Source organism: Pantoea sp. AS142, from assembly GCF_037152305.1.
Taxonomy (GTDB): Bacteria; Pseudomonadota; Gammaproteobacteria; order Enterobacterales; family Enterobacteriaceae; genus Pantoea.
Genome location: NZ_JBBCMO010000007.1, coordinates 59,679 through 76,358 on the forward strand (window position 1 = coordinate 59,679; position 16,680 = coordinate 76,358).

At 51.0% G+C, this 16,680-nt stretch carries 18 protein-coding genes and 2 pseudogenes; 6 read left to right on the top strand and 14 right to left on the bottom strand.

Going from position 1 to position 16,680, the window contains the following annotated elements; translation table 11 throughout:
* Nucleotides 1-131 precede the first annotated feature (131 nt).
* The 3 genes from copC to WFO64_RS13940 are packed head-to-tail and all read left to right on the top strand — an operon-like array spanning nt 132 to nt 1,765.
* Nucleotides 132-509: a copper homeostasis periplasmic binding protein CopC gene (gene copC / locus WFO64_RS13930; protein WP_337012604.1), complete on the top strand. Its 378-nt coding sequence runs from the start codon at nt 132-134 to the stop codon at nt 507-509.
* Between the two features lie 4 nt (nt 510-513).
* Entirely contained in the window at nt 514-1,389 is an 876-nt protein-coding gene (copD, locus tag WFO64_RS13935; RefSeq protein WP_337012606.1) for a copper homeostasis membrane protein CopD, read from the top strand.
* Between the two features lie 28 nt (nt 1,390-1,417).
* Entirely contained in the window at nt 1,418-1,765 is a 348-nt protein-coding gene (locus WFO64_RS13940; RefSeq protein ID WP_337012608.1) for a YebY family protein, read from the top strand.
* A 299-nt stretch (nt 1,766-2,064) separates the two neighbouring features.
* On the opposite strand, the gene WFO64_RS13945 is transcribed toward WFO64_RS13940, so the two are convergent.
* The 5 genes and pseudogenes from WFO64_RS13945 to WFO64_RS13965 form a co-directional block, all read right to left on the bottom strand.
* Nucleotides 2,065-3,129, bottom strand: coding sequence for a phage integrase (locus tag WFO64_RS13945; protein ID WP_337012610.1), 1,065 nt, complete (start codon nt 3,127-3,129; stop codon nt 2,065-2,067).
* A gap of 104 nt (nt 3,130-3,233) precedes the next feature.
* Nucleotides 3,234-3,449 carry an ogr/Delta-like zinc finger family protein gene (locus WFO64_RS13950; protein WP_337012868.1) on the bottom strand — a complete coding sequence of 72 codons (216 nt, stop codon included), beginning with the start codon at nt 3,447-3,449 and terminating at the stop codon, nt 3,234-3,236.
* 78 nt (nt 3,450-3,527) lie between these two features.
* Nucleotides 3,528-4,289 (bottom strand): annotated as a pseudogene (locus tag WFO64_RS13955) (contractile injection system protein, VgrG/Pvc8 family); the annotation flags it as partial.
* A gap of 118 nt (nt 4,290-4,407) precedes the next feature.
* Nucleotides 4,408-4,707 carry a DUF1493 family protein gene (locus WFO64_RS13960; protein WP_337012612.1) on the bottom strand — a complete coding sequence of 100 codons (300 nt, stop codon included), beginning with the start codon at nt 4,705-4,707 and terminating at the stop codon, nt 4,408-4,410.
* 47 nt (nt 4,708-4,754) lie between these two features.
* Nucleotides 4,755-5,159, bottom strand: coding sequence for an STM2901 family protein (locus tag WFO64_RS13965; RefSeq protein WP_337012614.1), 405 nt, complete (start codon nt 5,157-5,159; stop codon nt 4,755-4,757).
* A gap of 695 nt (nt 5,160-5,854) precedes the next feature.
* On the opposite strand from WFO64_RS13965, the gene WFO64_RS13970 reads away from it, so the two are divergent.
* Entirely contained in the window at nt 5,855-6,565 is a 711-nt protein-coding gene (locus WFO64_RS13970) for a hypothetical protein (protein WP_337012616.1), read from the top strand.
* A 196-nt stretch (nt 6,566-6,761) separates the two neighbouring features.
* On the opposite strand, the gene WFO64_RS13975 is transcribed toward WFO64_RS13970, so the two are convergent.
* The gene (locus WFO64_RS13975) at nt 6,762-6,953 is read right to left on the bottom strand and encodes a hypothetical protein (protein ID WP_337012618.1); all 192 of its coding nucleotides are present in this window, start codon (nt 6,951-6,953) and stop codon (nt 6,762-6,764) included.
* 391 nt (nt 6,954-7,344) lie between these two features.
* Nucleotides 7,345-8,473, bottom strand: a pseudogene (locus WFO64_RS13980) (replication endonuclease); the annotation flags it as partial.
* Between the two features lie 151 nt (nt 8,474-8,624).
* Between WFO64_RS13980 and adhP the strand changes: the two are divergent.
* Together adhP and WFO64_RS13990 are read left to right on the top strand one after the other, a co-directional pair.
* Entirely contained in the window at nt 8,625-9,647 is a 1,023-nt protein-coding gene (gene adhP, locus WFO64_RS13985) for an alcohol dehydrogenase AdhP (protein ID WP_337012620.1), read from the top strand.
* A 212-nt stretch (nt 9,648-9,859) separates the two neighbouring features.
* Nucleotides 9,860-9,997 (top strand): hypothetical protein, encoded by a 138-nt coding sequence (locus WFO64_RS13990; protein WP_337012622.1) that lies wholly within the window; start codon nt 9,860-9,862, stop codon nt 9,995-9,997.
* A gap of 340 nt (nt 9,998-10,337) precedes the next feature.
* Here the strand turns inward: WFO64_RS13990 and WFO64_RS13995 are convergent, their stop codons facing one another.
* From WFO64_RS13995 to betB, 7 genes are all read right to left on the bottom strand, one after another.
* Complete coding sequence (locus tag WFO64_RS13995) at nt 10,338-10,523, bottom strand: hypothetical protein (RefSeq protein ID WP_337012624.1); 186 nt, start codon at nt 10,521-10,523, stop codon at nt 10,338-10,340.
* A gap of 102 nt (nt 10,524-10,625) precedes the next feature.
* Entirely contained in the window at nt 10,626-10,865 is a 240-nt protein-coding gene (locus WFO64_RS14000) for a hypothetical protein (protein ID WP_337012626.1), read from the bottom strand.
* A 188-nt stretch (nt 10,866-11,053) separates the two neighbouring features.
* Nucleotides 11,054-12,196 (bottom strand): acyltransferase family protein, encoded by a 1,143-nt coding sequence (locus tag WFO64_RS14005; RefSeq protein ID WP_337012628.1) that lies wholly within the window; start codon nt 12,194-12,196, stop codon nt 11,054-11,056.
* Nucleotides 12,197-12,395: 199 nt separating this feature from the next.
* The gene (gene mdtI / locus WFO64_RS14010; protein ID WP_337012630.1) at nt 12,396-12,725 is read right to left on the bottom strand and encodes a multidrug/spermidine efflux SMR transporter subunit MdtI; all 330 of its coding nucleotides are present in this window, start codon (nt 12,723-12,725) and stop codon (nt 12,396-12,398) included.
* The gene (gene mdtJ, locus WFO64_RS14015; protein WP_337012632.1) at nt 12,712-13,062 is read right to left on the bottom strand and encodes a multidrug/spermidine efflux SMR transporter subunit MdtJ; all 351 of its coding nucleotides are present in this window, start codon (nt 13,060-13,062) and stop codon (nt 12,712-12,714) included. The genes mdtI and mdtJ overlap by 14 nt, the downstream gene beginning before the upstream one ends.
* A 430-nt stretch (nt 13,063-13,492) precedes the next feature.
* Nucleotides 13,493-15,175 carry a choline dehydrogenase gene (betA, locus tag WFO64_RS14020; protein WP_337012634.1) on the bottom strand — a complete coding sequence of 561 codons (1,683 nt, stop codon included), beginning with the start codon at nt 15,173-15,175 and terminating at the stop codon, nt 13,493-13,495.
* A gap of 23 nt (nt 15,176-15,198) precedes the next feature.
* Complete coding sequence (gene betB / locus WFO64_RS14025; protein ID WP_337012636.1) at nt 15,199-16,671, bottom strand: betaine-aldehyde dehydrogenase; 1,473 nt, start codon at nt 16,669-16,671, stop codon at nt 15,199-15,201.
* Between the last annotated feature and the right edge of the window lie 9 nt (nt 16,672-16,680).

A 16,680-nucleotide genomic window follows, 5' to 3' on the forward strand; every position in this document is an offset into this window, starting at 1 on the left:
GGGCAAAAGTAATGTTTTCGTCGGTCTGAATCAAGGATAAAGGATCGCATTGCCGGCCTCGACAGTGCAAATACAGCAGCGTATCCTTTTGCCACGTTTATTGCCTCAACCGCGCTTAAAAGGATGATCTTATGCAGAAAAAACAGATTTCCGGTAGGGTTATTGCGCTGGCGACAGCCGGACTGATGGCATTCAGCTCGCTAGCGGCGGCGCACGCTCATCTCCAGTTTTCCGTTCCGGCGGCCAAAGCGCAGGTAACGACATCCACCGATGCGTTGACACTGAACTTCAGTGAAGATATTGAAGCGGCGTTCAGCGGCGTCACGCTGCTGGATAGTGCACAGAAGCCCGTCGAAACCGCCAAAGCCCGCGTTGAATCTGGCCAGAAAAACCGGCTGATTGTCGGCCTGCCTCAGCCTCTGAAAGCGGGTAGTTATCAGGTTAACTGGCATGTGCTGTCGGTGGATGGACATAAAACCGCAGGAAGCTATCGCTTTAGCGTGAAGTAACCTTGTGACCACCTTTTGGATACTGCTGCGCGCCCTGCATTTTGCCTCTGTGATGTTGCTGACCGGCAGCGCCTGTTACAGCGCATTGCTGGCTCCCAGACGCTTTCGTCCACGATTAGCGATTTGTCTGGAGTCACTGGTGAAAGGCAGCGCCTGGCTGGCACTGCTCAGTGCGTTGGCGATGCTGGCCTGCCAGAATGTGCTGATGAGCGGCGACAGTACTCACCTGGCCGAACTCGACATCTGGCTGGCTGTGCTGGGTACACATTTCGGTGTGGTGTGGCAATGGGAAATCCTGTTTAGCATGCTGGCCGTTGCCGGAGGGTTACTGACCGGAAGGCTGCGAGAGCAGGTGCTACTGCTAGCAGGCGTGCTGCAACTGACCTGCATGGCCCTGATTGGACATGCCGCAATGCGTGATGGCTGGCCCGGCCTGTTCCAGCAGATCAATCATGCGCTGCATTTGATTGGGGCGGCGTTCTGGGCGGGCGGATTATTGCCACTGCTGCTGTTGATGCGGGAATCGCGTCAGATAGATCGCCGTACCGACGCAATTCGTACCATGATGCGTTTTTCGCGTTATGGGCATCTGGCGGTGGCGTTGACGCTCCTGAGCGGCGTAATAAACAGCCTGATGATCGCAGGATGGCCGCTGATGTGGCACGATTCACGCTACATTGTCTTGTTGTTGTGCAAGGGGCTGCTGGTTGCTTTGATGGTGCTAGTGGCGCTGTTTAATCGATACTGGCTGGTGCCGCGATTCCGCCTGGCGGGTAGCGGGACGCAGCAAAAATTTATTCGCATGACGCAGTTCGAATTGCTGCTGGCGTGTGGAGTGGTTGGGCTGGTCAGCGTATTTGCCACGCTGTCGCCAGCCTGAATGTGGTTTAAGAGAGAGAAGGGTAGTTATGTTGCTGAAGAAAGTGATCCCCGCAATCCTGCTGTTTACCGTATGCGGCCAGGCGCTGGCGGCACAAATCATTACCGTCAGTCGCTTTGAGATCGGTAAAGAGAAGTGGCCGTTTAACCGTGAAGAGGTGATGCTGACCTGCGAGAAAGAGGGTGCGATGTTTGCCATTAATCCGAGCACGCTGATGCAATACCCGCTAAACGACATCGCAGACCAGCTATTAAAAAATAAACAGGTCAAAGCGCAGCCGATTAGTGTAATCCAGAGTGAAGATAAAGCCCATCCGGGCCAGATGATGAGCCTGCAGCCGATCGTTGAACGCACCCAGGCGCTGTGCGGTAAATAAACCTCTCGGGTGCAGCATCAGGCTGCACCCAGCCCCTCTTTTTTGCCGTTGCGATCACAAAGTGATCCGGTTTATGGCTCTGCGCCGCCTGTTTGCTGGCAAATCCACTGCACTGTTCTAATGTTAAATGGCAAGGCGATATCGCCTTCATAAATGCCAACTTTTAGCGCACGGCTCCTGGAGAGCCATTTCCCTGGACCGAATATAGGAATCGTATTCGGTCTTTTTTTGGTTGGCATTTAAAATCATTATGTTACAGTAAAATCAATTAGTTAAATCCCATCCTGTTGCCCTCTGTTCTACTCTGCTGGAACCTGTGCCGCCACTTCGTCGCCATTTTTCTTCGCCATCAACACCAGCGGATTGCAGCGAATTGCATCTTCAAGATGGTCGGGCGCGAAGTGCGCATAACGCATCGTTACCCTGATGTCGGAATGCCCGAGAATACGCTGCAGCACGATGATATTTCCTCCGGCCATCATAAAGTGGCTGGCAAAGCTATGGCGCAGTACATGGCTCATCTGGCCTTCGGGTAATTCAATACCGGCCAGGCGAATGACCCGATAAAACTGGCGATAGCACTCTGCAAAAAAACGGCCCTCTTTGTCTTTTAATTCGTTATACAGGGCGTTGTCGATGGGTACCGAGCGGTTCTTTTTGCCTTTGGTATTGATGAAAGTGATTTTATTTGGAGACAATTGTGAGGCTTTAAGATTCGCGGCTTCACTCCACCGGCACCCGGTTGAAAGGCAGATTTTGATAATCAGCGTCAGATCAGGGTTATCGTGAACTTTGCAGGCAGCAAAAAGCTTTTGTATCTGGGTTTCAGTCAACCATGCCATTTCTTTCTCAGGCTGATAAAACTCGCGGATATTTTTAAGTGGGTTGGGGTAGCTGATTTCGCCAAGCCGTTCCAGCTCATTAAAAAGAGCGCGAAGGAATGCATGTTCACAGTTAATAGTACCCGGTGAGACCTTTAACGATTTATCACTGGTTTTGTATCCGTTCTGTATGAGGCCCTGTAAACGCCTGTCCCGATAATGTGCCCAATCCTTCGAAGTGATAGAGGCAGCAACGGGGTTTCCCATGCCATTGCAAATAATATTGAGTTTGCCGAGTCGGCCTTTTCTGTCACTTAGCGCGCAACCGTGCAGTTTGTACCATAGCTCGATAAGTTCGCTAAGCTTGCGGTTATCCTCTTTCTCAGCCAGCCAGGGTTTAGCCTTCATTTCGTCCTGAGTGTATTGCTCAAAGGCAATGGCTTCAGCTCGGGTCCTGAACTGTCGTCTCACTCGTTTACCATCCCTTCCATTGAGATAGCACTCGCAGAGCCACTTACCTGTATTTAATTTCCTTATTGCCATGCAGCCCCCTTGATAAAAGGGGATTAAATTACTGTATATAAAAACAGCATTCAATGTTTGATTATGGATTTTCAAACATGAAAAAGCCCGCTGAGCGGGCTAAATTAATGCAGAAGGGAAGGTTGCTGCTGGCTGGTGTAGAGTGGCACCTTATTGATTTGCCCAGGCGAGACAATCATTCCAGTCACGGTCTCGTGCGTTTTGAATGTGCAGCTGCAATTAATATTCTGGTACGGGTGATAACGTTCTTTTGTTTCTTTTGATACATAGCGGCTGCTTTTTGCGTGAGCTGCTGTCTGGCATAAAGGGCAGTGCATCATCATCAATATCCTCAAAAAGGGCAGGGGAGAGCCACTTAGTTTGAATATGCAAATCACGTTTTGCAAATTACACCCGAATTAAGCCGTTTCCGTTTCACCCTCTGTTTCTGACTGATATTCAATATCTGAAAGCAGCACTTCAAACTCAAGCGTGGTTGTGTATCCACTACTGCTCAGACTGTGCGTCACCTTACTGATAATCCACGGCTGCACATCGATCACGGATTTAAAGCCGCTCACCCTGACCGGTGTCTCCGGGTACAGGTCGGCACGTCCCATCGCGAGCGTAAGCGAGAACTCAGCGACGCCGCGCTGCAGCTTATCCCACTTTGCTTTAGCTGCCCGCATCGCTGCCGCTTTCGTCGCATACACGGTCGTCAGCGTAAAAATGTTGTCTTCAGTCCCTGCGAGATAATCGCCCCCTCTGGCCTCCGGTGTTTTGGTCGCGGTCGTCTTTTTCTTTTTAGCCGCAGGGTGCTCCAGCGCGCGCAGATGCTTTACCTTTGGCTTGCGCTTCACCTTTACCTTTTTCGGCTTAGGGTCTTTGGTATGCAGCCAGCTTGCCGAGACGCCGGTGTATGCACCACGGTCGGCAATGCTGAAGCTGTGCCGGTCGCCATCCTGCCGTGTGATAGTCATCTGCGGGATTGACTTTCCGCTGGCGGTGACGCCGTTACCGGGCTTTATAAACACAAGCCGCCCGGCCTTCACAGCTGCAACCGCACCGTACAGCGTGGCGAGTCGCGTCAGGAATTTAGCGTCTGTTTCCTGGGTCTGGTCAATGTGAGCCACGGCAATTCCGGCGAACCCATCAGCCAGCATGGGCTTTAAGTGTTTGCGCCCGTCTGCCGCGTCCGCATCCAATAACTGGCTGGGCGAAGAGGTGATCACGTTCCGCTCTTATTCACTGGAAGCGGCAACAAAGTGAGGATGTAACGCCTGCCTGTGCAGGCGTTAGTTATTTACCCAACCAGCGCCCGGCCTGTGCAGACTCAACCAACAGACGGAGAGTAAGCGGATCATGTGGTGTGGTGAAATCTTCCGGGAAATAGTCGTTAAAAGAGATGGTACCGGGGTCAATGCGAAAACTGTCAGCATAACGCTCAAGCAATTCATAAGCGTCAATGGGATCCATGCGAAAGTCGTTGTTCAGATCAGTGTCCAGCTCAAGCTTGTAACGTTTTAATGTGAACAAGCTTCTGCCGTTATAATCTTCAACCAGCGCAAATACTGCCTTCTCTATATCCTCACTCACCATATTCTGTCGTCCTTATGGGCAATAAGGTTGTATTTTACCGTAGTTTTTCAGCCTGTCTCCGCTACATCAGCGGCCATAATTACCCATCCTAAAACCGGAATTGTGCGACCGACGAATGTTCCCAATTTATGGGTCATTAACATTTTAATTTGAAATGGTTTTTTAGGGTTTTGTATCCACGTGGGCAACCTGAACGGCAGACGGTAGTCGCGTAACAGCTTGCGAGAATAGACTGACGCATAAGAGGTACCTTTCCAGGCACCCTTTAATTTTCCTGACACGTTAATCGTGTTCTGCCCCGAGTAAATGGCAGCTATCGCGATGATATCTTTTGCACCGGTGAAGTGCTCAGCGGTCACATCAATCATAATCCAGAAATAAAGCTCTCCCGGGGTAAGGTTAGTAAGCCCGCCATAGAAGTAAGTCCCGTTTAACTGCTCAGTTGTATCCATATTATTCCCTTACATGGTTAACCGTGTTGGTCAAAACTTTATCATATTGATTCCGGTCAGTGCCATACCTCATCTGCCGCTCTCAGGCCCGATGTACGAGGCTCAGATTATCTTTACCGTTTATATCTCATCAAACCATTGCGTGCGCCTCCGTGCCGCTTCCGCATACATGTTTGCCCCCGCGCGCGCAAGCTATTCCGGCCACGCCTGCCCGCATTATGCATCGTTTATGATGCAGCTACATCGAGCCATCGAAACCGCTCCGGAACAGGCCGGAAACAGCGGAAATGAGAGTAGGAAATGCATGCAGAATAATGCACCCAATGCATGCATAGTTTTGCCAAAGCTGATTATCGGTAATACCAGGATTCACTTGCTCTTAGAGCGTGATCTTAATCGATAAATTTTGCTCACTGTAGAGACAGTGAGAACAGCCAAAATGACGGAGAAAAGGCCTAAAAAAATTATTAGGGAGAGTAAAGGGTTTAAGAGCCCCCCTAAGCTTGTGAAATCACTCACCCTTGCAAGCTGTTCAGGCGTCAATACACGAAGAATTATCTCCGGTATAATTAGAAAAAAAACAATAACAACCGGAACATAAATTAGCGTTTTTTTTGTTTTTCCCATCTTCTTTCTTGCCCTTGTTGGCGAATATGATCAAAAATCGTATAAATGATACAACAAGGAAACAAGGTATGTCACAACCCTATTTGCAATTGAAAATGCAGGCCAATAAGCAATTAGCTATTGCATTAACAAATTCACTTAATGACATCCATGCAGATCATTTATCTACTATTGAAAAGGTAAAGTTGGGTGGGCAACGGCTTATCAATTATGGTTCATGTCTTGTCCCGAATGAATATTATCGTAGTTCATGTCTTGATACCTGGAGAGAGGACAAAAGGTTAGTTCTTTCTTTAGGTGAGATATATAGAAGAAACGATGTAGCTCTGGATATTGTTGAAATTTACTTCCGTAAAATCTTAACAAGGCTTGGCAATGAAAAAAGCAATAACCTTGTGTCCCACATTAAAAAATTGTTAGGCAAAGCGGCAGATCATGCATCTGCTAAAGCCAGCAAGCTAGCTCTATCCTTCACAATTGCCAACTTAGTGCTTAGCAGCGCCGACTGCAAAAAAAACCATATAAGACTAGTTAATTCGTTCTCAACATGGTTTGTGAACGCGACAACACTTTATGCCAAAGCACAAGTAGCCGCATCAGCCGCAAACAGGCTTAAATTCCAGGATTGTTCATATTATCAGGCTCTATGCAAAGAAAACCTTGAAATGCTTTACTTTCTTATTGAGCCTCAAATGTCTGAAATAATTCACCAGGTGAATTCTGGAGATAATAACGAAGAAAAAATCGCAGATGCTTTGTATGAGATTTTACGTAAATGAAGCGTGCAATTCTATGGTTAATCCAGTCATTTTTCTATTTGATACCTGTCGCAATTATTGGAGCAGGTATATATGTATTTGTACGCTTTATCCCGAGCTATGCAGCACTTCTTAGCTTATTATGGATAATTATCGTTTCTTATATATATATTAAGTATAATAAATGGTATTAATGACATTCTGATATCCGGAAGGCTTAACATTCAAACAATACGGCCGAAAAAGCGACCGAAAATTGATTATCAGATAACGTGTAATTAGCCGCGATTTCAGCGATTAAATTCAGCGCAATCCCTCTGTCACGCTCTTTACAAATGCCCTCCGTGGTTAGCCGCGCGATCAGCCCCAAGCGCTCAATCATCACCCATTCTTGTACATCGTCTGCCATTTATACCTCGCAAACCCAACGATTTGTATATAAACAAAGTATGGTTTTACTGACAATTTGTGAAAGGCTTCTTTACCTCACATTAAGATTAGTCTCACAAAGCCCTTCCGCTAAAAATCATAAAGACCAAAAGGTTATAGTGAAAGCGGCTCCCAATTTAATCGGTCTGCCTAAACTATACGAGTGCCAATGCCACTCATTAACTGGAAAAATTGCCATATTCCGTGCAGCAAAAATTACTGTCACCAATGGTCATCCTCCTGTAATCGTCCACTAAGGTAAAAAGCCGCATTTATGAACCCGCATTCAGGCTACAGCCACCGACCAGTAGCCTGATTTCTTACTCACTCCTGTTAAAAACCCTGCCTTTCAGTTCCAGCTCTAACCGTCGGCGCTGCGGCCCCGTAGAGTTATTGACAGAACGCCGTGGACGCGGACGCGTCCTTAAATTCAAAACCCAAATCAACGGCACGTTTCGGAACAATTTTCCACTGAGCCAGACGGGGGAGGATGGGGGGGGCGTCACACACTTCAGTTGCGTAAACACCCTTGATACGCACGGTTTCCTCTCCGTACTCATTCACGTCTTCGCTAGCCTGATACCAGGCACGCACGGCCAGCTCGTCACGGCGTACGAACGGGACACCCTGCGCGTTAACGTATCCGGCCCAATCTCCTGCATCGGCTGCGTCATGCGCGGCCGTAAACTCGACGCTAAGGCCATGCGCAGTTTCGCTGTCTGCCATGCGGCGCAGCTCGCGGTAAACTGTGACCGGCGCGCCGCCCACAAACTGGAATTGCCGGATATGCCAGCGTGCCGCCCAGGCGGAAACGGCCGAGGCGGTTTCCTTCAGGTCTTTGCCGCTTTCGTCGTCCGTCTCGCCGTCGAGCGCGTAGCCATCGATATTCTTGGAAATGTATTTAGCAACATAACCCGTTGCGCTGCCTTTCTCCGGGTCGATAGCTTCGGCATGAAAGCGGGCCTTGTCGGTCGCGTATTCCTGGCAGGCGTAGTCGCGCATAATCTCGCACACGCGCTCAGCCTGCTCCGGGCGCATTAACATAAGCATGTGCCAGTGCGGGGTTGCATCGTGATGAGGTTCGGCAACGCGGATCCCGAAGATGCGAATTTCTTCGCGGTGCCGCCTGGCGCGGATTTTCTGCCAGATGCTGCAGAGATAACGCTGCGTGTCGGCCGGGCTGGCACCGTTCCATTTACGGTTACGATGCCCGGTTTTGATTGTGGCGTGATAGCGCGCCGGGGCGGTCAGCGTGTAGAACTCGCCGATGAAGCCCATTTCATTGCAGATGTTTTCGAAACGGCGAATACGGGTCATCAGTTCGCAGCGGCGGATCGCCGGGTTGGCCACACTGCCGTCGTATTTCTCAATCAGGCTGATGCGGTTGCCTTCCTCGTCTTCCCGCTCCATTCCCTTAAGAAATTCACGGGTGCGACGCTTCTGCTCGCGCCACTCTGAAACGGTCATGCTGCTGGCGTAAGGGGTAGGCTTTTTGCTGATGATAACCGGTTAAACGCGTCTTCATCTCAAAATTGACGCTACTCGCAAAAGCCGCAATAACCTGCCCACCCCGCACCTAAAGCTTATCTGTTATCTTGTTATCATCCCGGTTTGGCTTATTCTGAACCTACAATCAAATGGAGGAACATTTATGAAAGCAGCAATTGCGAATAGTGAACACCAGGTTGAAGTGGTTGAGAAGACATTGCGTCCTCTCAAAACCGGTGAAGCACGGCTCAGGATGGAATGCTGTGGCGTATGTCATACCGATTTGCATGTGAAAAACGGTGACTTTGGCGATAAAACCGGCGTGACGCTGGGTCATGAAGGTATCGGTATCGTTGTGGAAGTCGCCCCGGATGTCACCTCACTCAAGCCTGGCGATCGAGCCAGCATTGCCTGGTTTTTCAAGGGCTGCGGGCACTGTGAATACTGTAACGCCGGTAATGAAACGCTCTGCAGAGAGGTGGTCAATGCCGGTTATACCGTGGATGGCGGCATGGCTGAAGAGTGTATCGTGGTTGCCGACTACTCGGTCAAAGTCCCCGACGGACTCGATCCTTACGCCGCCAGTAGTGTCACCTGCGCCGGTGTCACCACCTATAAAGCGGTAAAAGTATCAGAGGTAAAGCCGGGTCAGTGGCTGGCGATTTACGGCCTTGGGGGGCTGGGGAATCTCGCCCTGCAATATGCCAAAAACGTCTTTAACGCCAAGGTGATTGCCGTTGATGTGAGTGATGGGCAACTGGCACTGGCGAAAGAGATGGGAGCCGATCTGGTCGTAAACTCTGCCAGCGAAGATGCGGCTCGCTTTATTCAGGAGAAAACCGGTGGGGCGCATGCAACTGTAGTAACGGCAGTTGCCAAAGCGGCGTTCAACTCCGCGGTAGATGCGGTCAGAGCCGGTGGTCGGGTCGTAGCCGTCGGATTGCCGCCGGAAGCGATGAGCCTCAACATTCCACGTCTGGTACTTGATGGGATTCAAGTGGTGGGATCGCTGGTCGGTACGCGTAATGATCTGGCCGAAGCATTCCAGTTTGCGGCAGAAGGGAAGGTGGTGCCGAAGGTGACCAAAAGGAAGATTGGTGAGATCAATACCATCTTTGATGAGATGATTCACGGTAAGATCCGCGGCAGAATGGTGATCGATTTTAGCGATCAGCCTGCGAAATAAAATGTGCTGATAATCGCAGATGCCCGCCTGGTGCGGGCTTTTTTATCTTTTTAAGATCAATTCCCGCCATCTACACTCTGAAGAGCACATTCCGCTAAAGAATCAATAAGAAATTCTTTATGTTTCATGATGTGATTTCGCTTGCACTTTACCGGTAACATTATACTTTATGAGGTGAAGTCTGATTACACACATCTGAAGGAGCATTGTTTATGGCTAAGCATCATTTACTTAAATCCATTGAAATTGCAGCGATTGTGCTGTTTGTCCTGATTCTGGCGTATCTGGTTGTGACCGGCCTGATGTCAACCACTGGCATGGATCACGCCTGGCCTTACCCCACTAAGTAGCTGACTGCCGCACCAGGGAAATTATAAATAATATAAATAATATAAATAGGTAAACGTTTGATTGACGGCTGCGCCTGGCCAAACCTTACCAGCAGAACAGCAGAACAGCAGAACAGCAGAACAGCAGAACAGCAGAACAGCAGAACAGCAGAACAGCAGAACAGCAGAACAGCAGAACAGCAGAACAGCAGAACAGCAGAAGCCGCAAAACCCGAATCGCAAAATGCCCGTTTTTATTCAGTGACGCGTCAGATGCATCGCATTCGCACAGTTCCCCTGTCCACGCGTTCCCTTCCGGCAGAGCATAAAAAAACCCCGCAATCACGAGGTTGAACAGAGGTTATACCAGGCTCACCGAAAGCAGAGTCAACTCTTCAGTTTTCAAAGACAGGCTTTTTTTGGTTTCGAACAGATAGGCTTCCAGCGCCTCCTCAACATCGTCGCCCTCAATGAAAGCGTGAGTCGTGACATGATTTTCACCGTTTGGCTTAATCACGTAGGAAACAAACCACTTCTTCTTTTGCATGATTTTTATCCTCTTCTGAAAATGTAGTAGCCGTGTACCGGCAATACAGAGCTTTTCCCCGTGAATTCAAGCTGAACATGCCTGACTTCTGTCCGACAAAGACTAATCAAGCGGGGCAGGGTGTAGCAGGTCGATCACGTCATCAATTTCATTGCTGGCCGCGGGGCGATCAAGGGCAACCGCGTAGTAGCGTCCCTTACAGTAATGCCTTGTTACCGCCACCCGTTGGCCGTTATCGCTGTCAGCTTCACCGCCGGTCAGGGTCTGCCGATGGGGCGGGATAACCAGCTCATTTTCGAGTTGACCTGCTTCAATGATCACCGCGCCACCGTCACTGGACAACAGCAGATGCTGAATGTTCCTGTTCTCTCCTCTGAGTCAGATTGCTAACCGGCAAAGTGTAGTTCACCTCAGCCGGTGTGCTGGCAAAGCCAGTTCAGCAATGCCAGTGCAGGGCTGGTAAACCGCTTCAGAAGCAATAAAAAAGCCCCATGAGGGGCTTTTCAATCAAAAATCGATTACCCGTAAACTTAGCTGGTCTGATCGGCCAGCTTTGGTTTCAGCACGCGCTTACCAATCTGAATGCCGGGCTTCTCAACATACTTATAGAGTAAGGAAGCCAGCGCGTAGGTCACTGGAATAGCAAAAACGCAGACAATCATAAAGCGCATCAGGTCGCTCTTAAGCTCAAGGTCCGTATGATTGAGCAGCAGCGCGATCAGCGGAATCACAATCAACAGATGCAGTAAGTAGACTGAGAACGACACGTCGCCCAGCCAGGTGCTGAGACGGTTGTTCAGTAATTTACGCGGCAGGGCAATCAACTGAGCCCGCATGCTACCCTGCGGATATTGCCACAGAATGGCCGCCATACCGACGATCATCAGCACTTCCATAATCACCTGAAGCTTAATCGCGCCAAGGCCCATCGCCACGCTGGCGACCGGGCCGAGCAGCGCATAGGCGACGTACAACAGGGATTTACGGCGAATTGCTTCGGCCAGCAGCATGCCCGACAGGAACATGTTCAGCTTAATCAGGATCATTGAAGGCATCTCAAACGCCTCATAATAATCCGCCAGCACATATCGACCGGCGCAGCAGAGCGCCATGATGCCAATTAATGAGGCCGCATAACCAAAGCGCAGCGTCACCAGCATAATGAACGGGAACAGCAGATAGAACTGCATCTCCAGCCCGATGCTCCAGTCAGGCAGCACGGTATTAAATCCATACTCGGGCAGCAGGCCGAACAGAAAACTAAAGTGGGTCAGGATGTTTGCCAGCGACTGGTCAGTGTAACGTGACGACTCAGTGGCGGTGCCGGAATAGAAATGAGCGATGGTGTCACGCATCTCGCCAAACCACGGGCCATAAATCAGGGCGATGATCAACAGCAAATAGTAGAGTGGGGCGATGCGGAAGAAGCGGCGGATCCAGAACGTCTTGATGGTTTCCGCGCTGCGCCACGGCTCTTTCTGCTGACGCTCGACGTAGTTTTTCGCCATCAGATAACCTGATAACAGAATAAACAGATCCACCCCGATGCCAGGCGATGAAATAAGCGTGATGTGGCAGTGAACCAGTAAGCTGATATGGCCAACAAGTACCCAAAGAGAAGCAATGCCGCGTAATCCCTCCAGCTCCGTAGACCAACCTCGTGTTGCAGACATAACTATTCCTCGCTTTTATCCGACTATCGGGGCTCACTAAGCCTCAAGGCAACAGATATGTAAACGGGCCTTTACAAAAGTAAGAAGATTCCGAACGCAGATAAAAGGGGAAAATCATCCAGGAAAGGGCGGAAAGCACAGGAAGTTAAGGGCGTGCAATGGCACACCCTTAACCAATATTACTGATTGAGAGTGCCGATCAAGCCAGTTTTAACAAGATCATACCTGCCAGCAGCAGGGTCAGACCAGCCCAGCCTTTGCGGTTAAGCCGCTGACCAAATAACACCCATCCGGCCGCGACCGTGGCGATAATCCCAAAACCGCCCCAGACCGCATAGGCGATCGACAGATCGATCCCTTTGACCGCCTGGGCGAGAGCGCTGAACGCGAGCAGGACACAGCCGAGTGAAAGTAGACCGTGTAGCGGTTTCTTAAACCCATCAGAATATTTAAGGAATATGTTGGCGGCAATCTCCAGCACGATAGCCAGCGCCAGCCAGGCCGCATGCACGAAATCACTGATGACCATGATTAACCTCCACTGATGATTGAGTGCCGGTTTTAATCAGAACAATCCCGATGATTAGCGTCATCAGCCCACAGATTTTCAATGCTGACAGCGCTTCACCAAACAGCTGCACGCTGAACAAGGTAATCATCATGATGCCAGTCCCCTCCCACAGGGCATAAGCCACGCCCAGGGCGATACGTTTGACAGCGAAACTCAGCAGAATATATGAACAGGCAATCATGCCCAGCATCATCAGGTAGCCTGAATGACTGCCGTTGAGGCTGGACCACTTCATAAAAAGGGTACCAATAATTTCAGTGATAATAGCGAGTGATAATAAAACCCAGGCGCGCATGGGTGTTCTCCAGCAACGAAAAATAACGACCTGCCATAACGCACAAAAGGCGGGCAGACTCAGAACAGTGTCGAAGTGGTGAGGGGACTACAGGGCGTTACGCCAGTGCTGATCGGCGGCGTTCCAGCCAGAAAGGAAAGCGGGGAAAGTCATTAAATGTGACATGAACATTTTGCTCATAAAATTTACAACGCATCCACATTGTTGCTTCTCATCAATGGACGGATAGTGCCTCCGGTAACGTACACGCTGGATTTATAGCATTCGGCACATTATGAAATCAACAGCAGAAACTACTTTGTTTGATGTCGGTTTAGGTTAGATGATTTGGTAAAGAGGGGAAAGAGGAAAGGATGTGTCGAAAGTAATACTCAAAAAAAAGGCCGGCCACCCAATGTGCCCGGCCTTACTTTGGTGACGTTGTCACGGGTTATTCAGCGCGCTGCGGGACCGTGCGCACCGGCGCATCACCGGCAACATAGTAAGCGGCGGTACTGCGTGGCAGCGGATCGCGTCCACGAATCTTATCGGCTATCTTCTCGCCAATCATAATGGTGGTGGCATTAAGGTTACCGGTAATGATCAGCGGCATAATCGACGCATCCACCACGCGCAATCCTTCCAGCCCATGCACCCGACCTTCGCCATCAACCACCGACATCGGATCGTTGCCCATCTTACAGGTGCCGCACGGGTGATAGGCAGTTTCGCCGTGGTTGCGCACGAACTCATCCAGCTGCTCATCAGTCTGGCAATCCAGCCCCGGACTGATTTCACGGCCACGGTACTTGTCCAGCGCAGGCTGATTGATGATCTGGCGCGTTATGCGAATCGCATCACGAAACTCATGCCAGTCCTGCTCATGGGACATGTAGTTAAACAGAATAGCGGGATGACGGCGTGGATCGCGTGATTTCAGGCGCACATGACCCCGGCTTGGAGAACGCATTGACCCAACGTGACACTGGAAACCGTGGGCATCAACGGCATTGGAACCGTTGTAATTAATCGCCACCGGCAGGAAGTGATATTGAATGTTCGGCCAGCTGAACTCTTCACGGCTGCGGATAAAGCCACCCGCTTCAAATTGGTTGCTGGCGCCAATACCGGTCCCGTTAAACATCCACTCTGCACCAATTTTCGGCTGATTCCACCACTTCAGCGCCGGATAGATTGAAACCGGCTCTTTACACTCATACTGAAGATACATTTCCAGATGATCCTGCAGGTTTTCACCCACGCCCGGCAGGTCGTGAACCAGCGGAATGTCGAACTGCTTCAGCAGTTCCGGGGAACCCACGCCGGAGCGTTGCAGGATCTGCGGCGAGGCGATAGCGCCGGCACACAGCAGCACTTCGCGGCGAGCGGTCACTTTGTTGATGGTATTACTGTCGCCCTGCAGATACTCCACACCGACCGCACGCTTGCCATCGAAGATGATGCGATCGGTGGTGGCATGCGTAATGATCTTCAGGTTTGAACGGCCTTTAGCCATATCAAGGTAGCCACGCGCGGTGCTGGAACGGCGACCTTTTGGTGTCACGGTACGATCCATAGGACCAAAACCTTCCTGCTGATAGCCATTAAGGTCGTCAGTGCGCGGATAACCCGCCTGCACGCCCGCCTCAATCATCGCTTCAAACAGCACGTTATTACCCGCTTTAGGCGTCGCTACGCACACCGGACCTTCGCCGCCGTGGAAATCGTTCGGGCCGATGTCGCGAGTTTCCGCTTTACGGTAATAGGGCAGGCAGTCCAGATAGCTCCAGTTCTCCAGCCCTGACTCGCTGGCCCAGTTATCGAGATCCATCGCGTTGCCGCGGATGTAACACATGCCGTTAATCAGTGATGAACCGCCCAGGCCTTTGCCGCGACCGCACTCCATACGGCGATTGTTCATGTAAGGCTCAGGCTCAGTTTCATAGGCCCAGTTATAGCGCTTTCCCTGCAATGGGAAGGCGAGAGCCGCTGGCATCTGGGTGCGAAAATCAAAACGGTAATCCGGGCCGCCCGCTTCCAGCAACAGGACACTCACGTTGCTGTCTTCGGTCAGACGGGTGGCCAGAACGTTTCCTGCGGATCCCGCTCCAATAATGATGTAGTCAAATTCCATTCATCGTTCCTCAGGTTAAGTGATTAAAATACTGACTGAAAACGCGTCAGCTCAACCTGCACTGACTTCACCTGGGTGTAGCTCTGCAGCGTCATCAGCCCATTCTCACGGCCAATGCCGGAGTGCTTGTAGCCACCCACTGGCATCTCTGCGGCCGACTCGCCCCAGGTATTGATCCAGCAGATACCCGCCTCAATCTGATGAATAACACGATGCGCCCGGTTGAGGTCCTGCGTGACCAGTCCGGCAGCCAGACCAAATTCGGTGTCGTTAGCGCGGCGGATGACTTCTTCTTCGCTTTCGTAGCTCAGGATCGACATTACCGGTCCGAAGATCTCTTCACGGACAATCTTCATCTCATCATGACAGTCGGTGAAGACGGTTGGTGCAACCCACGCGCCCTGGTCGAAATCGCCACCGGTCAGACGTTTGCCGCCGCACAGTACGCGTGCGCCTTCAGCAATGCCGGATTCGATGTAGCGCATTACGTTGTCGCGATGGCTGAAGCTGACCAGCGGACCAAAGTTGGTGGCCGGGTCGAGCAGGTCGCCCGCCTGAATGCGGGTAACGCGTTCGCAAATTTTCGCTTCAAAAGCCGACTGCAGTTTTGCAGGAATAAAGACGCGGGTGCCGTTGGTGCAGACCTGACCGGAGCTGTAGAAGTTCGCCATCATGGCGATGTCAGCAGCCAGATCGAGATCGGCATCATCAAAGATGATCAGCGGTGATTTACCGCCCAATTCCATCGTGACCTCTTTCAGCGTTGAACCCGCCGCATTAGCCATCACTTTTTTGCCGCTGACCACACCGCCAGTAAAGGAGACTTTGTCGATGCCAGTATGTTCAGTAAGCAACTGACCGGTGACCGAACCAATGCCCGGTAGCACGTTGAACACACCATCCGGCAGACCCGCTTCCGTGTAAATTTCCGCCAGCTTCAGGGCGGTAAGCGGGGTCATTTCGCTCGGTTTAAAGATCATCGCGTTACCGGCTGCCAGTGCTGGCGCGGATTTCCACAGGGCGATCTGAATCGGGTAGTTCCAGGCACCAATACCGGCGACCACGCCCAGCGGTTCGCGGCGGGTGTAGACAAAGGAGGTTTCACGCAACGGAATCTGCTGGCCTTCCAGTGCCGGAATCAGACCGGCGTAATACTCCAGCACGTCTGCGCCGGTGACGATATCGACGCTGGAGGTTTCGCTGAAGGGTTTACCGGTGTCGAGCATCTCCAGCTCTGCCAGTTCATCATTACGCTGGCGCAGAAGTTCGACGGCGCGACGCAAAATGCGTGAGCGCTCCATGGCGGTCATTGCGGCCCAGACTTTCTGGCCTTTTCTGGCGGCAGCAACGGCGCGATTGACATCCTCCTGGCCGGCAGCATGAACGTCTGCCAGCACGTCGCCGTTGACCGGGTTAATCGTCTGGAACGTTTCGCCAGACGCTGCGGCAACATAGGCGCCATCGATGTAGAGTTTCTGCTCAGTGAATCGGGACATGTTTTCTCC

What these genes read in the sequence shown, in the direction of transcription:
- copC (WP_337012604.1), top strand. Translation starts at nt 132, where the DNA reads ATGCAGAAAAAACAGATTTCCGGTAGGGTTATTGCGCTGGCGACAGCC.
- WFO64_RS13940 (WP_337012608.1), top strand. Translation starts at nt 1,418, where the DNA reads ATGTTGCTGAAGAAAGTGATCCCCGCAATCCTGCTGTTTACCGTATGC.
- WFO64_RS13945 (WP_337012610.1), bottom strand. Translation starts at nt 3,129, where the DNA reads ATGGCAATAAGGAAATTAAATACAGGTAAGTGGCTCTGCGAGTGCTAT.
- WFO64_RS13950 (WP_337012868.1), bottom strand. Translation starts at nt 3,449, where the DNA reads ATGATGCACTGCCCTTTATGCCAGACAGCAGCTCACGCAAAAAGCAGC.
- WFO64_RS13960 (WP_337012612.1), bottom strand. Translation starts at nt 4,707, where the DNA reads ATGGTGAGTGAGGATATAGAGAAGGCAGTATTTGCGCTGGTTGAAGAT.
- WFO64_RS13965 (WP_337012614.1), bottom strand. Translation starts at nt 5,159, where the DNA reads ATGGATACAACTGAGCAGTTAAACGGGACTTACTTCTATGGCGGGCTT.
- WFO64_RS13970 (WP_337012616.1), top strand. Translation starts at nt 5,855, where the DNA reads ATGTCACAACCCTATTTGCAATTGAAAATGCAGGCCAATAAGCAATTA.
- WFO64_RS13975 (WP_337012618.1), bottom strand. Translation starts at nt 6,953, where the DNA reads ATGGCAGACGATGTACAAGAATGGGTGATGATTGAGCGCTTGGGGCTG.
- adhP (WP_337012620.1), top strand. Translation starts at nt 8,625, where the DNA reads ATGAAAGCAGCAATTGCGAATAGTGAACACCAGGTTGAAGTGGTTGAG.
- WFO64_RS13990 (WP_337012622.1), top strand. Translation starts at nt 9,860, where the DNA reads ATGGCTAAGCATCATTTACTTAAATCCATTGAAATTGCAGCGATTGTG.
- WFO64_RS13995 (WP_337012624.1), bottom strand. Translation starts at nt 10,523, where the DNA reads ATGCAAAAGAAGAAGTGGTTTGTTTCCTACGTGATTAAGCCAAACGGT.
- WFO64_RS14005 (WP_337012628.1), bottom strand. Translation starts at nt 12,196, where the DNA reads ATGTCTGCAACACGAGGTTGGTCTACGGAGCTGGAGGGATTACGCGGC.
- mdtI (WP_337012630.1), bottom strand. Translation starts at nt 12,725, where the DNA reads ATGGTCATCAGTGATTTCGTGCATGCGGCCTGGCTGGCGCTGGCTATC.
- mdtJ (WP_337012632.1), bottom strand. Translation starts at nt 13,062, where the DNA reads ATGCGCGCCTGGGTTTTATTATCACTCGCTATTATCACTGAAATTATT.
- betA (WP_337012634.1), bottom strand. Translation starts at nt 15,175, where the DNA reads ATGGAATTTGACTACATCATTATTGGAGCGGGATCCGCAGGAAACGTT.
- betB (WP_337012636.1), bottom strand. Translation starts at nt 16,671, where the DNA reads ATGTCCCGATTCACTGAGCAGAAACTCTACATCGATGGCGCCTATGTT.